The sequence below is a fragment of the Streptococcus sp. 2106 genome (assembly GCF_013277315.1).
Taxonomy (GTDB): Bacteria; Bacillota; Bacilli; order Lactobacillales; family Streptococcaceae; genus Streptococcus; species Streptococcus pseudopneumoniae.
This window is the reverse complement of the sequence record NZ_VMMS01000015.1, coordinates 1-14,934: the sequence shown is the minus strand read 5'-3', so window position 1 is coordinate 14,934 and position 14,934 is coordinate 1. Positions and strand designations below refer to the sequence as shown.

The following is a 14,934-nucleotide window of genomic DNA, read 5'->3' as shown; positions in this document are numbered from 1 at the left end:
TTCGAGTCGTTGGGAGAGTCTCAACTCTTTTCTTTTCAATCTGAATTTCTCTGCGAGTGTATTCATTAAAGATAATAAACCTTCCTATTTGCTTAATTTCATTATAAAATTTTTAGTTCAAAATAGTAAGTTAAAGGAATAAATAATTCTTTATGGTAATAAACAAAAAAAAAGTTAAAAATTACATAAAAATACTTGACTAAATAAAATATATCTGTTAGAATAAAAACAAGAAAAAGAAAGGGGTTTCATTGCATGAGAAAAAAACGTGGAATTAAAAAATTAGTTACATTTGCATTGCTAGGTGTTTTTATGTTTAGTAATACAATTCCTTACCAACAGTTTATTCAGAAGAATAAACAATTGGAGATTCGAGTGCAATCGCAAAAGAAGTCCAATGGTCTTGATGTTGGGAAGGCTGATTGATTTTATATTACTTTAAAATTCAACTATTTAGAGAAAGGTATTCTGATGAGAGCTTGTAACAATACCAGATAGATATAAGAATGGAGATGTTTGATAAAATGCTTTCATAGCTAACCAACTGTTGAAAATTATGAGTTACAAAATCTAAAGTATTTAAGATTGGTTTATAAAATTAGGTCTCTGCCTGTAGAAAGGAACGTGCAGTTAGAAAGGAGGAAAAAATAGGATACTATAATTCAGACTGAGATTTCTAATTAAAATATATAGTTGCATTTCGCTCATTTTCATAATATTTCATTCAGAGGAGTAATAATATGTTAAAATTTAGAAAAGTAGTTGCATCATCCCTTGCCGTTTTGGCATTTAGTTTGGCTCTTCCTGTTTTGGCAGTTTCTCACCGTGGTGGCGAGTGGACCTATGGAGGCCATCATGATCCAAATAATTGGGGAGCATTTTCGAATTATTATCATGGTTCACAGTATCACTGGGCCTATGTTGGAAGTAATGGACGTAACAATCAAAAAACAGTTTATGCAGGAGCACGTAGTGCGGCCTATGCGTTTGTTAATACAAATTTTGGGGAGCAAGTTACATTTGATGCGGGATGGTAAAGAATAATTGAAGAAGATTCTTTTATCAATAGTTCAGTAAGCTTGTTAGTTTATAGAGGGCAGGAGTATTTCTGCCCTCTGTTTTAGAATAAGGAATGCACTATGAAAAAATTATTTATACTCATATCCAACCTGCTTGCTAGTTTGTTCTTTGTTTGGGTATTTACCATTTGGACTGATACATATGTCTCCCATTATTACCCCAACGTTGTTGTACGTGATTCTTCCCCTGAAACAACTTTTCAGCATGTTGCTACACGCTTGGAAAAACTAGCAGAAGAAACAGATAGCTTTATTGCGATTCAACACCAAGATCCTAACTCAGAAGGTACTACAGTTTTTTCTTATACGACCTTTGGGGACGGAAAGTTGCCTGATGGGCTTCAGGAAAAAAATCTAGAAGATGCTCAAAGTAGTAGTGTTGAAACAAACTATTTTGTATTCGATGGACACCTAGATATTCACTTGCTAAGGGAAGAGCTAAGTCAACTTGGCTTGACTAACATGCACCTGACAATTCCATCTAAACTATCTACGTTAATGGCTATCTTTAGTAACGGATTTCAGTTAATCAGTCTATTGATTTTCATCTTAACCTTTGTAGCACTGACTTTAATTAGTCAAATTAGCCAATTACGGTCATCGGGCATTCGCCTCATTTCAGGAGAGAAACGGTGGTCCATTTTCCTTAGACCAGTTGGTGAGGATTTGAAAGGGATAGCTGTTGGTTTCAGTTTAGCTGGCGTGCTCGCCATTCTTATGCAAAAAATTCTGTCGCTTCCAACGCAATCCCTAATGACCATAGGAGCAGGCTTGCTCAGTTATAATCTCATCTTGTTGTCGATCTCCCTGTTTTTCGCTCAACTCTTCGCAGTTGGGATAAAAAAGATACACCTGATGCAGATTATAAAAGGGCAAGTGCCTGTCAGAGGAATCATTAGTTTGATTTTAATCGGTCAACTGTTAGCGATTATTATTGTAACGCTGGGAATAGGGAGTAGCTTAAAGTATTCCCAAGCCTGGCAACAGCATCGGATTGGACAAGAGGTTTGGAGTCAGGAAAGACAACTGATTACCCTATCAATCAGCCGTGAAGGAACGAGTCCTGGTTTTGATGAACAAGCTCAAAGGAAACTCAGAACTTGGTATCAATTGATGGATCTGGCTGTTTCAGAACAAAAGGCTTTCTTATCTAGACACCAGTTAATTGACCGTACTTTGCAAAATGGCATGGCTTCCTCCAAAAACTTGACAACCTCTACAGAATGGCACGATTACAACCCGAATGGCAATGTCCTTATCGTCACACCGCATTACTTGGAGCGTCAAAACATTCCTGTAGATACAACTATTAAGCAAAAGATGAATCACCTTAATGTAGGGGAGTTTGTCTTATTGCTGCCTGAACACCTCCGTTCAGAGGAAGAACATTATAAATCTGTTTTTGAAGACGACTTAACCAGTCGCATGTCTAGTCAAGATGAACGACAGCAAATGACTGCTACGGTAGGTTATTTAGAATCAGGTCAGGATCGTTTTGTGTATAATACGACCCCTATTTCTTACCAGCAGTTTTTGAAAGATCCAATCATCATTGTTATAACACCCCAATCAACTGGTCCACAGTCCATTTTGTTTTGGATAGACGCAGTACAGAACTACGTTCTCTTTAATCAATTGTCTGATGCCCAGGAGCTTATCCAGAGACAAGGCATTGAAAATTGGGTCTCAGAAATGCAAACAGGTTACCACAACTACATCACATTATTGGATAATATCCAGAGGGAACGTTGGGTAATGCTAGCAGGAGCTGTGCTTGGGATTGCAACTTCAATCTTGCTGTTTAACACTATGAATAGGCTCTACTTTGAAGAATTTAGACGTGCCATTTTTATCAAACGCATTGCAGGTCTCAGGTTCTTAGAAATCCATCGCACTTATCTCTTTGCTCAACTGGGTGTGTTTTTACTGGGATTTGTTGCGAGTGTATTTCTTCAGGTAGAGATAGGAGTTGCTTTCTTAGTCTTGTTACTCTTTACTGGTCTATCTCTTTTACAGTTACATGTCCAAATGCAGAAAGAAAACAAGATGTCCATGCTTGTTTTGAAGGGAGGTTAATATGATTGAACTTAAACAGGTGAGTAAATCTTTTGGAGAACGAAAGTTATTTTCGAATCTTTCAATGACATTTGAGGCTGGAAAAGTCTATGCCTTAATTGGTTCAAGTGGTAGCGGAAAAACAACCTTGATGAACATGATTGGGAAATTAGAACCTTATGATGGGACGATTTTTTACCGAGGTAAAGACTTGGCCAATTATAAATCGAGTGATTTTTTCCGTCACGAATTGGGCTACCTCTTCCAGAACTTTGGCTTAATTGAAAACCAAAGTATTGAAGAAAACCTTAAGCTAGGTCTCATTGGTCAAAAGTTGAGTCGGTCGGAACAGCGGTTGAGGCAGAAGCAGGCTTTAGAACAGGTCGGCCTGGCTTATCTTAACCTAGATAAGCGCATCTTTGAGTTATCGGGCGGAGAATCGCAACGGGTTGCCTTGGCAAAAGTTATCTTAAAGAATCCACCCTTTATTCTGGCAGATGAGCCAACAGCTTCAATAGACCCAGCAACTTCTCAGTTGATTATGGAGATTTTGCTATCTCTTCGAGATGATAATAGGCTAATCATTATCGCAACACATAATCCGGCAATTTGGGAGATGGCTGATGAAGTGTTCACGATGGATCGTCTGAAATAAAAATCCTTGTTTTTAATTGCACGATGAGTTACTGAAATATTATCATGAATCAAGAATTGGAGTTAATTTAGAATTGTACTTTATTAATATTGAGGTAACTTTTTCTTAAGGAAGAAATAGTAGAGAGGAAGTTAGAATGAAAAAATTCGACAATTATATTATTGAGAAGCCTTGCGATTCTAATTCAGATAAACTGCAAAAAATCTTAATAATTGAAAATTTGGTAGATGATATTTTGCAATTTCCTCTCAGAATCAATAATAGTGTAGGAGAGATTTTCCTCCTACAACCGTTTCAAAAGAAAACTATCTTTATTCCATGTTATTTTGAGGAAGATATTGTGAAAGTCAAAGATGATGATAAAGTTGAGTGGAATTTGTTAGAATTTCAAAAATTTAGAGCATTTTTGGCTTAGTAATCTGTGTTGAAGGCTCAAAACCTATGGTAAAAAAGTCGCTTTGAAAACGTATTGCCTCCAAAGATTTAGTTAAATAATGATTTAACACAAAAAGAAATTATTGAAGTTCTGGAAAGATATTGTTTCAGTATTGAGAAAAGGTGGGAAAAACTTGCGATTTTCACAGAGAAAGGAAGAAAAAGTATAGAAATATAGTCAATTGAAACAAGAACAGGACAAAAGAACCTTTTGTGCCATATTTTTCTCCTTTCGCTTTACAATTGGCTTGAACACCTTTATTGTATCGCGTTTGGAGTTTTTTTGGTATAACCTTCGACGCGCACCCGCATAGCGGGTGTTTTTTTGTCTCGCACCTAACGGAGCGAGACGAACTAATAGTCACTTAATCAAAAAACGCACCATATCAAAAACTAAAAAGTTTGATATCATGCGTTATGTCTTAAACTAATTGACTATACTTTCTATTCAAATGAGCTTTTAACCAATTGATTGAGCCAATCCACTCTTAAAACCAAAGAGCAATTTCTCGCTTAGCTGACTCTTCTGAATCTGAACCATGTACAACATTTTGGATAACCTCATTTTCTCCAGCAGCTTTTGCAAAGTCACCTCGAATAGTGCCTGGTAAAGCTTCTTCTGGACGAGTTGCACCCATCATGGTCCGCCAAGTTTCGATTACTTTGGGATCAGAAATGATACCTACAAGAACCGGTCCTGAAGTCATAAATTCACGAATCGGTGGGTAAAAACTTTGACCAACCAAGTCCTGATAGTGCTGGTCAATTAACTCTTCTGAAAGCTGTGTACGCAACTCCAATTTTTCAATTGTAAATCCACGTTGTTCGATACGTTTCAACACTTCACCCACTAGTCCTCTTTTTACACCATCTGGTTTAATGATAAAAAATGTTTGTTCCATACCTGTCTCCTTTGTCAGCTTCTTTCTTTTATTTTACCACATTCCATGGAAAAATGGAGAAAGTTTTCAGAAAAGCGAAAGAGAGCCCGAAGGCTCTCTCATTCTCTTTTATTCTACTGTTTCTTCCACAGTTTCAACGGCAGTATCCACAACTACTTCTGTTGTTTCTTCGTTTCCTTCTTCCTCTACTGGAGGATTAAGGTATTCTTCTTCGTTGATAGCATGTGGTTCAAGGTTACGGTAGCGAGCCATACCAGTACCTGCTGGGATGATCTTACCGATGATAACATTTTCTTTAAGTCCAAGGAGATGGTCTTTCTTACCACGGATAGCCGCGTCAGTAAGGACACGAGTTGTTTCCTGGAAGGAAGCCGCTGACAAGAAACTGTTGGTTTCAAGTGAGGCTTTGGTAATTCCCATGAGGACTGGGCGACCTGTCGCTGGAACACCACCTGCGATAAGGACATCTTTGTTGGCATCTGTAAAGTCATTGATATCCATGAGGGTACCCATGAGAAGATCTGTGTCACCTGGATCCATGACACGGACTTTACGAATCATTTGACGAACCATTACCTCGATGTGTTTGTCACCGATTTCTACCCCTTGGCTACGGTAAACTTTTTGTACTTCACCGAGAAGGTAAGTTTCAACTGACAAGACATCACGAACTGCAAGGAGACGTTTTGGTTGGATAGAACCTTCTGTCAGAGCAGCACCACGCGCTACTTGGTTCCCAACTTCAACACGCATACGAGCGGTAAATGGAACAACATATTCGCCTTCACCAGTTTCGCCCTTAACAAAGACTTTCTTGGTACGAGTTGAAGCATCTTCTTCGATAGCTGTAACTTGTCCTTTAACCTCTGTGATAACCGCTTCCCCTTTAGGATTGCGGGCTTCAAAGATTTCTTGGACACGAGGAAGACCCTGAGTGATATCGGTATTTGAGGCAACCCCACCCGTGTGGAAGGTACGCATTGTAAGCTGTGTACCAGGTTCCCCGATAGATTGGGCAGCGATTGTTCCAACTGCTTCACCAACTTCAACCGCATCACCAGTCGCCAAGTTGATACCATAACAGTGACGGCAGACACCGTGACGAGTGTTACATGTAAATACAGAGCGGATAGTCACTTCTTCCACACCAGCATTGACAATTTCACGCGCCTTGTCTTCTGTAATCAACTCATTTGGACCGATAATAACTGCACCAGTTTCTGGATGTTTAACAGTTTTCTTAGTGTAACGACCATTGAGACGCTCTTCGAGAGACTCGATCATCTCTTTTCCTTCTGCGATAGAACGGATCAAGAGACCACGGTCTGTTCCACAGTCATCCTCACGGATGATAACGTCTTGGGCAACGTCAACCAAACGACGAGTCAAGTAACCTGAGTCGGCTGTCTTAAGGGCCGTATCGGTCATACCTTTACGGGCACCGTGAGTTGAGAAGAACATTTCGAGTACTGACAAACCTTCGCGGAAGTTTGAAAGGATTGGCAATTCCATGATACGTCCGTTCGGAGCAGCCATCAGACCACGCATACCGGCAAGCTGTGAGAAGTTTGAGATGTTACCACGGGCTCCAGAGTCCATCATCATAACGATTGGGTTCTTAGGATCTTGGTTGGCAATCAAACGTTTCTCCAATTTTTCACGGGCAGCACGCCATTCAGCTGTAACAGCATTGTAACGCTCGTCGTCTGTAATCATACCACGACGGAATTGTTTGGTGATTTGTTCTACACGTTTGTGTGATTCTTCAATGATTTCAGCCTTGTCATCAACGACTGGGATATCGGCAATACCCACTGTCAATCCTGCAAGAGTTGAGTGGTGGTAACCGAGGTTCTTCATACGGTCAAGTAGGGCAGAAGTTTCTGTCGTACGGAAACGTTTGAAGATTTCAGCGATGATATTTCCAAGATTTTTCTTCTTGAATGGAGGGTTAAGTTCAAGTTTACTGATTGCTTCCTTGATATCTCCACCAAGTGGCAAGAAGTATTTAGCTGGAACGCCTTCTGTCAAGTTGGCATTGTTTGGTTCTTGCAAGTATGGTAGCCCCTCTGGCATGATATCGTTGAAGAGAATTTTACCAACTGTTGTAAGCAAGACCTTATGTCTTTGCTCTTCTGTCCAAGGCTTGTTGAGGCTGTCTGTTGCAATACCAACACGTGAGTGGAGGTGAACATAACCATTGCGGTAAGCCATAACCGCTTCGTCACGGTCTTTAAAGACCATTCCTTCACCTTCGCGACCAGCTTCTTCCATGGTCAAGTAGTAGTTACCCAAAACCATGTCCTGAGATGGAGTAACTACCGGCTTCCCATCTTTCGGGTTCAAGATGTGCTCAGCAGCGAGCATCAAGATACGAGCTTCTGCTTGTGCTTCTTCTGAAAGCGGTACGTGGATGGCCATTTGGTCTCCGTCAAAGTCGGCATTGTAGGCTTCACAGACAAGCGGGTGCAAGCGAAGGGCCTTACCATCAATCAAGACTGGCTCGAAGGCTTGGATACCCAAACGGTGAAGGGTCGGTGCGCGGTTCAAAAGCACTGGGTGTTCTTTAATCACTTCTTCAAGAATATCCCAGATACGCTCATCTCCGCGTTCCACCAAGCGTTTAGCTGCTTTCACGTTTTGCACGATGTCACGAGCGACAATTTCACGCATGACGAATGGTTTAAAGAGCTCGATCGCCATTTCACGTGGCACACCACATTGGTACATCTTAAGTGTTGGACCAACGGCGATAACAGAACGTCCTGAGAAGTCAACACGTTTACCGAGCAAGTTTTGACGGAAGCGTCCTTGTTTACCTTTAAGCATGTGGCTCAATGATTTCAGTGGACGGCTACCTGGTCCTGTGATTGGACGACCACGACGACCATTGTCAATCAAAGCGTCAACCGCTTCTTGAAGCATACGCTTCTCATTTTGAACGATGATACCTGGTGCATTCAACTCAAGCAAACGAGCCAAACGGTTGTTACGGTTGATAACACGGCGGTAAAGGTCGCTCAAGTCAGATGAGGCAAAACGGCCACCATCCAACTGCAACATTGGACGAAGATCTGGTGGAATAACCGGAAGGATGTTGAGAATCATCCATTCAGGTTTGTTTCCAGACTTGTAAAAGGCATCCAAAACATCCAAACGACGGATGGCTTTGACACGTTTTTGTCCAGTAGCTGTTTTCAACTCTTCTTTGAGTTCAGCAATTTCTTTTTCAAGATCTACTTGTTTCAAAAGATCTTGGATAGCTTCGGCACCCATCTTGGCAACGAACGATCCATAACCATACTCACGCAAGCGCTCACGGTATTCGCGCTCTGTCATGATAGACTTGTGCTCAAGTGGTGTATCCTTAGGATCAATCACCACATAAGCCGCAAAGTAGATAACTTCCTCGAGGGCGCGAGGGCTCATATCAAGGGTCAAGCCCATACGGCTTGGAATCCCCTTGAAGTACCAGATGTGAGATACAGGAGCTTTCAACTCAATGTGCCCCATACGCTCACGACGAACTTTTGTACGCGTTACTTCAACCCCACAACGGTCACAAACAATTCCTCTGTAACGAATGCGTTTGTACTTACCACAAGCACATTCCCAGTCTTTTGTAGGACCAAAGATAACTTCATCAAAGAGTCCTTCACGTTCTGGTTTCAAAGTACGGTAATTGATTGTTTCAGGTTTTTTGACTTCTCCATAAGACCATGAACGGACTTTGCTTGGAGAAGCTAGGGTGATTTGCATACTTTTAAAACGATTTACATCAACCACTATTTCTTCCCTTTCTATTCTAAGTGAACTGCTTATTCTTATTCAGCAGCTTCTTCTGTTGCTTCCGCTTTTGTTGCTTTCTCTGCTTCTTCAGCTTCAAAGGCTGCTTTAGCCTCTTGGGCTGCTTTTTCGCGGGCTTTTTCAAGGTCATCTACGTGGATGACATCTTCGTCCATTCCTTCATCCAAGTCGCGAAGTTCCACTTCTTGGTCATCTTCGTCTAGGACACGCATGTCAAGACCAAGAGATTGTAATTCTTTGACAAGAACTCGGAAGGATTCTGGAACACCTGGTTTTGGAATTGGTTTTCCTTTTGTAATGGCTTCATAAGCTTTCAAACGTCCGTTGATATCGTCAGACTTGTAAGTCAAGATTTCTTGAAGGACATTTGATGCACCATAGGCTTCAAGAGCCCAAACCTCCATCTCACCGAAACGTTGTCCACCAAACTGAGCTTTACCTCCGAGTGGTTGTTGGGTAACGGTTGAGTAAGGTCCGACTGAACGCGCGTGCAATTTATCGTCAACCATGTGGTGGAGTTTGATCATGTACATGACACCAACTGACACACGGTTATCAAATGGTTCACCAGTACGTCCATCGTAAAGGATTGTCTTAGCATCGCTGTCCATACCTGCTTCCTTAACGGTTGACCAAAGATCTTCAGAACTTGCTCCGTCAAAGACTGGTGTCGCGATGTGAATACCAAGAGTACGAGCCGCCATACCAAGGTGAAGCTCCATAACCTGACCGATATTCATACGAGATGGTACCCCAAGTGGGTTCAACATGATATCGACTGGAGTTCCGTCTGGAAGGTAAGGCATGTCTTCTACAGGAACGATACGAGAGACAACCCCTTTGTTTCCGTGACGTCCGGCCATCTTATCTCCAACCTTGATCTTACGTTTTTGAGCGATGTAGACGCGAACCAGCATGTTAACACCTGATTGCAACTCATCTCCATTTGCACGTGTAAAGATTTTAACATCACGAACGACACCATCGGCACCGTGTGGTACACGAAGAGAAGTGTCGCGCACTTCACGAGACTTGTCTCCGAAGATAGCGTGCAAGAGACGTTCTTCAGCTGAAAGGTCTTTCTCACCCTTAGGTGTTACTTTACCTACAAGGATATCACCTTCTTTAACCTCAGCACCGATACGGATAATCCCCATTTCGTCAAGGTCTTTAAGGGCATCTTCACCAACGTTTGGAATTTCGCGAGTGATTTCTTCAGGCCCAAGCTTTGTATCGCGTGTTTCTGATTCGTATTCTTCAAGGTGGACAGATGTGTAGACATCGTCCTTCACCAAGCGTTCGCTCATGATAACGGCATCCTCGAAGTTGTAACCTTCCCAAGTCATGTAGGCAACGATTGGGTTTTGTCCAAGCGCCATTTCTCCATTTTCCATAGAAGGCCCGTCAGCGATGAAATCGCCTTTTTCAACGACATCGCCAACTTTTACGAGAGTGCGTTGGTTGTAGGCAGTACCTGAGTTTGAACGACGGAATTTTTGGATGTGGTAAACGTCCAATGAACCATCTTCACGACGAACTTCTACCTTGTCAGCATCTGCGTAAGTAACTTTACCATCATACTGAGCAATCACAGCCGCTCCAGAGTCGTGGGCTGCTTGGTATTCCATACCAGTACCAACGTAAGGTGCTTGAGGATTGATCAATGGCACAGCCTGACGTTGCATGTTAGCACCCATGAGGGCACGGTTGGAGTCATCGTTTTCCAAGAAAGGAATACATGCTGTCGCAACGGCAACTACCTGTTTTGGTGATACGTCCATGTAGTCAACAACATTAGCTGGATACTCTTGGTTGACCCCTTGGTGACGTCCCATGACAACTTTCTCAGCAAATGTTCCATCTTCATTCAGACGAGAATTAGCCTGTGCTACAGTAAATTCATCTTCTTCATCGGCTGTCAACCAAACGATTTCGTTCGTAACAACGCCTGTTTCACGGTCAACTTTACGGTATGGTGTTTGAACAAAACCATACTTGTTCAAATGTCCGTAAGATGACAAGTTATTGATCAAACCGATGTTAGGTCCTTCAGGTGTCTCGATGGGACACATACGACCATAGTGAGTGTAGTGCACGTCACGTACTTCATATCCAGCGCGGTCACGTGTCAAACCACCAGGTCCTAAGGCTGACAAACGGCGTTTGTGAGACAACTCAGAAAGTGGGTTGTGTTGGTCCATGAACTGTGACAACTGTGATGAACCAAAGAATTCTTTCACCGCAGCTGTTACAGGACGGATGTTGATGATTTGTTGTGGTGTCAAGACTTCGTTGTCTTGAACAGACATACGTTCACGGACATTACGTTCCATACGAGAAAGTCCCAAACGTACTTGGTTGGCAAGCAATTCACCAACTGCACGGATACGACGGTTCCCAAGGTGGTCGATATCATCTACACGGCCAAGTCCTTCAGCCAAGTTGAGGAAGTAGCTCATCTCAGCAAGGATATCTGCAGGAGTAACGATACGAACCTTGTCATCTGGATTGGCATTACCAATGATGGTTACGACACGGTCTGGATCCGTTGGAGCAACAACCTTGAATTTTTGAAGAACAACTGGCTCAGTCACAACGGCTGCATCATTTGGAATATAAACAATCTTGTTCAAGTCACCATCCAAATGGCTTTCAATGCTTTCAATCACACTACGAGTCATAACAGTTCCAGCTTCTACCAAGATTTCTCCAGTTTCAGGGTCTACCAATGGCTCTGCAATGGTTTGGTTAAGCAAGCGTGTTTTAACATTGAGTTTTTTATTGATCTTGTAACGACCAACTGCTGCTAAGTCATAGCGACGTGGGTCAAAGAAACGAGCCACAAGCAAGCTACGTGAGCTTTCAGCTGTCTTAGGCTCACCTGGACGAAGGCGTTCGTAGATTTCTTTCAAAGCTTCGTCTGTACGAGAGTCCATTGGATTCTTGTGGATATCTTTTTCAACAGTGTTGCGAACCAATTCGCTATCACCAAAGATATCAAAGATTTCATCATCACCTGAGAAACCAAGCGCACGAACCAAGGTTGTAAATGGAATCTTACGAGTACGGTCGATACGAGTGTAGGTAATATCTTTTGAGTCGCTTTCAAGTTCCAACCAAGCTCCACGGTTAGGGATAACAGTTGAACCATAGCCCACTTTACCGTTCTTATCTACTTTGTCATTAAAGTAAACACCTGGCGAGCGAACCAACTGAGATACAATGATACGTTCACCACCATTGATAATGAAAGTACCCATTTCTGTCATGATCGGGAAATCACCAAAGAAAACTTCTTGGGTCTTGATTTCGCCTGTTTCTTTATTGATCAAGCGGAAGGTTACAAAAATTGGTGCTGAGTAGCTAGCATCGTGAATACGAGCTTCTTCTAGCGTATATTTGGGTTCCTTGATTTCATATCCAACAAATTCCAACTCCATTGTGTCTGTGAAGTTTGAAATTGGCAATACATCTTCAAACACTTCCTTAAGACCGTGGTCTAGGAAATCTTTGAATGAGTCAGTTTGAATTTCAATCAAATTTGGTAAGTCAAGAACTTCTTTGATTCTTGAAAAACTACGACGGGTACGATGTTTCCCGTATTGAACGTCATGTCCTGCCAAGATGATTCTCCTTTGTAAATAAGTTCCAAGCCTTGTCAATCAGGCTTTCTAATCGTCATATGGTTGTAAAACCCTTATCACCGTGTCCCTTTGATGAATTTTCAGAATTTTTAAGTCTTTATTACAAGTACTCGAAATCCTGAAAAAAAGCACAAAAAGAGCAGCTAAATCTGACTTTTTCAGAAGATTTAACTGCTGTGAGCCTTGTCTGGACAATATTTCAGACAAAACCTACGACAAATGATTATTTATATTATACCCTAATTAGCTAGATTTTTCAAGGGGATTCAGTAGATTTTTGGTAATCTTTTTCCCATAGAAAACTTAGCATTACATTCGAATCACACTATGGTACAAAAAACTGAAAAAGCTATTGACTGAAAATCATTTTCAAGGTATAATAAGAAACGTTAAGGCGGTATAGCCAAGTGGTAAGGCACGGCTCTGCAAAAGCTTGATCGTCGGTTCAAATCCGTCTACCGCCTTCTATAACTTGATTTATCAGGTTTCAAATGAACAGAAAGCCCAATTTGAAGGGCTTTTTTATTTTTCTTCTGATAAATACGGATAATTTTGAAAAACTTTTGGGGCAAAGTTCTTTCCATGACATAATTCCCTCATGAAATCAACTGAAAAAAGCTTCGTCACACCTGGTGACAAAAGCCTCTAGTTTACTCTGTTTCTTCTTCTATTTCAACTTCGGTAATTTGGACTTTTACCTTGGTAACACGTCCATTTTTCACTTTATCATTGGTTAAGATAAGTTGTTTGTTTTGGCTGACCAATTCATAGCTAAGTTTCTCAGTCGTCGGAATGGTCCCCACTCCTGTCAAATAGTAACCAGCAATGGTATCAACGTCATCACTTTCCAGTTCAACATCAAAGTAATTATTGAAATCATTGAGGGTCATCGTTCCTTGAACAATGTAGGTATCCTCGCCAATCTGATGAACATCTATTGCTGCTTTGTCCGTTTCATCATCAATTTCACCAACAATTTCCTCTAAGAGGTCTTCCAAGGTCACCAAACCAGCCATACCACCGTATTCATCCAGCAAGATTGCCATTTGTCTTTGGGTATTGCGCAATTCTTTTAGCAAGTCATCCACAAAAATAGTTTCAGGTACAAAAAGTGGATCTTGTAAGATTTTCTTCCAAACAATATTATCAAAACCATCCACAAAACCAGCCTTAAGGAGACTCTTGGTGTGAATGATTCCAATTACATTGTCCTTATCCCCATCGTAAACTGGTATACGGGAAAAGTTTTGTTTTAAAATACTTTGGATAATGCTTTGACTATCATCCTGAATATCCACCATAAAAGCATCTGTCCGAGGAACCATAACCTCTCGTGCCATCAGTTCATCGAGCGAAAAGACACCTTGTAGCATCTCAATCTCATCAGCATCCAACGTTTCTTCACTATTTGTCAGCATATAGGCAATTTCATCACGGGTCATCTTTTCATCCGCATCATCGAATGACATAGGAGTCAAATGGCTCAAGAAATTGGTCGAAGCAGCTAAAAGCCAAACAAAAGGACTGACTAGTTTTCCGATCCCAATGATAACCGGCGCTGTACGAATGGCCAAGGCATCCTTTAGATTAAGAGCGATTCTCTTAGGATATAATTCCCCAAAAACGATGGAAATATAGGTCAAAAATGCCAAGGATAGAAAAGTTGCCACGGCTTGTGCTGTTTCGCTATTCCCAAGCCAAGAGGCAATCACACGTCCTAGAGTATCAGCTAAACTCGCCCCTGATAAGATTGTAATCAGGGTGATTCCTACCTGAATGGTTGATAAAAAGTGGTTAGGATTTTCTAGTACCTTCAGCAGGCGGATGTAGCGTCTGTCTCCTTCTTCCGCCTTTTGTTCAACTCGGGCACGATTAAGAGAAACCATGGCCATTTCTGTGGCTGAGAAAAAGGCATTTAATACCGTCAAGATAAACAATAAAACAAATTGTAGCAACAAATTCTGACTACTTGGGTCTTCCATAGTTCTTCTCCTAAAATAGTATCTTATCCTTTATTATATCACAAAATTTAATCCAATACATATTATTTTTTTCTTAGCGTAACTTCTCAAAGTAACTTCCATCTCTCTCCCAAAACTGGAAGTTAGTTTTAGAAGTTACCATTTTTTCTTAGTACCTACTCTAGCCCTACTTAAAAAGAACTCCTACATCCATAAGTGATATAGGAGTTTATCTTATCTTTTACTGATACTCTTCGAAAATCTCTTCAAACCACGTCAGCTTTATCTGCAACCTCAAAGCGGTGCTTTGAGCAACCTGCGGCTAGCTTCCTAGTTTGCTCTTTGATTTTCATTGAGTATAAGATACAAATTCATACTAATACATTTTGTAAGAAA

At 41.2% G+C, this 14,934-nt stretch carries 9 protein-coding genes and 1 tRNA gene; 6 read left to right on the top strand and 4 right to left on the bottom strand.

All coding sequences use genetic code 11. From position 1 onward, the window contains the following. Window positions 1-255 precede the first annotated feature (255 nt). The 5 genes from HT723_RS11785 (at window position 256) to HT723_RS11880 (ending at window position 4,204) form a co-directional block, all read left to right on the top strand. Window positions 256-426, top strand: a complete 171-nt coding sequence (locus tag HT723_RS11785) for a PhrA family quorum-sensing system peptide (protein WP_001227862.1) — start codon at window positions 256-258, stop codon at window positions 424-426. Between the two features lie 314 nt (window positions 427-740). Continuing rightward, window positions 741-1,037: a lactococcin 972 family bacteriocin gene (locus HT723_RS01735; RefSeq protein WP_000911559.1), complete on the top strand. Its 297-nt coding sequence runs from the start codon at window positions 741-743 to the stop codon at window positions 1,035-1,037. A gap of 102 nt (window positions 1,038-1,139) precedes the next feature. Next, a complete protein-coding gene (locus HT723_RS01730; protein WP_172934502.1) occupies window positions 1,140-3,155 on the top strand; it encodes a DUF1430 domain-containing protein in 2,016 nt (671 codons plus the stop codon). A 1-nt stretch (window position 3,156) separates the two neighbouring features. Further along, a complete protein-coding gene (locus HT723_RS01725) occupies window positions 3,157-3,789 on the top strand; it encodes an ABC transporter ATP-binding protein (RefSeq protein WP_172924794.1) in 633 nt (210 codons plus the stop codon). Between the two features lie 136 nt (window positions 3,790-3,925). Next, entirely contained in the window at window positions 3,926-4,204 is a 279-nt protein-coding gene (locus HT723_RS11880; RefSeq protein WP_000712962.1) for a hypothetical protein, read from the top strand. A gap of 508 nt (window positions 4,205-4,712) precedes the next feature. On the opposite strand, the gene ndk is transcribed toward HT723_RS11880, so the two are convergent. The 3 genes from ndk to rpoB form a co-directional block, all read right to left on the bottom strand. Continuing rightward, window positions 4,713-5,126: a nucleoside-diphosphate kinase gene (ndk, locus tag HT723_RS01715; RefSeq protein WP_172924796.1), complete on the bottom strand. Its 414-nt coding sequence runs from the start codon at window positions 5,124-5,126 to the stop codon at window positions 4,713-4,715. A gap of 108 nt (window positions 5,127-5,234) precedes the next feature. Next, complete coding sequence (rpoC, locus tag HT723_RS01710) at window positions 5,235-8,912, bottom strand: DNA-directed RNA polymerase subunit beta' (RefSeq protein ID WP_172934501.1); 3,678 nt, start codon at window positions 8,910-8,912, stop codon at window positions 5,235-5,237. A 38-nt stretch (window positions 8,913-8,950) separates the two neighbouring features. Beyond that, window positions 8,951-12,556, bottom strand: coding sequence for a DNA-directed RNA polymerase subunit beta (rpoB, locus tag HT723_RS01705; protein ID WP_100104509.1), 3,606 nt, complete (start codon window positions 12,554-12,556; stop codon window positions 8,951-8,953). A 414-nt stretch (window positions 12,557-12,970) separates the two neighbouring features. On the opposite strand from rpoB, the gene HT723_RS01700 reads away from it, so the two are divergent. Next, window positions 12,971-13,041, top strand: a tRNA-Cys gene (locus tag HT723_RS01700). Between the two features lie 186 nt (window positions 13,042-13,227). Here HT723_RS01700 and HT723_RS01695 read toward each other — a convergent pair. Beyond that, on the bottom strand, window positions 13,228-14,559 hold the full coding sequence (locus HT723_RS01695) for a hemolysin family protein (RefSeq protein ID WP_000390030.1): 1,332 nt from the start codon (window positions 14,557-14,559) through the stop codon (window positions 13,228-13,230). Between the last annotated feature and the right edge of the window lie 375 nt (window positions 14,560-14,934).

Bases quoted from the DNA above. Each gene is read 5' to 3' on its own strand.
- HT723_RS11785 (WP_001227862.1), top strand. From the start codon at position 256: ATGAGAAAAAAACGTGGAATTAAAAAATTAGTTACATTTGCATTGCTA.
- HT723_RS01730 (WP_172934502.1), top strand. From the start codon at position 1,140: ATGAAAAAATTATTTATACTCATATCCAACCTGCTTGCTAGTTTGTTC.
- HT723_RS01695 (WP_000390030.1), bottom strand. From the start codon at position 14,559: ATGGAAGACCCAAGTAGTCAGAATTTGTTGCTACAATTTGTTTTATTG.
- ndk (WP_172924796.1), bottom strand. From the start codon at position 5,126: ATGGAACAAACATTTTTTATCATTAAACCAGATGGTGTAAAAAGAGGA.
- HT723_RS01725 (WP_172924794.1), top strand. From the start codon at position 3,157: ATGATTGAACTTAAACAGGTGAGTAAATCTTTTGGAGAACGAAAGTTA.
- HT723_RS11880 (WP_000712962.1), top strand. From the start codon at position 3,926: ATGAAAAAATTCGACAATTATATTATTGAGAAGCCTTGCGATTCTAAT.
- HT723_RS01735 (WP_000911559.1), top strand. From the start codon at position 741: ATGTTAAAATTTAGAAAAGTAGTTGCATCATCCCTTGCCGTTTTGGCA.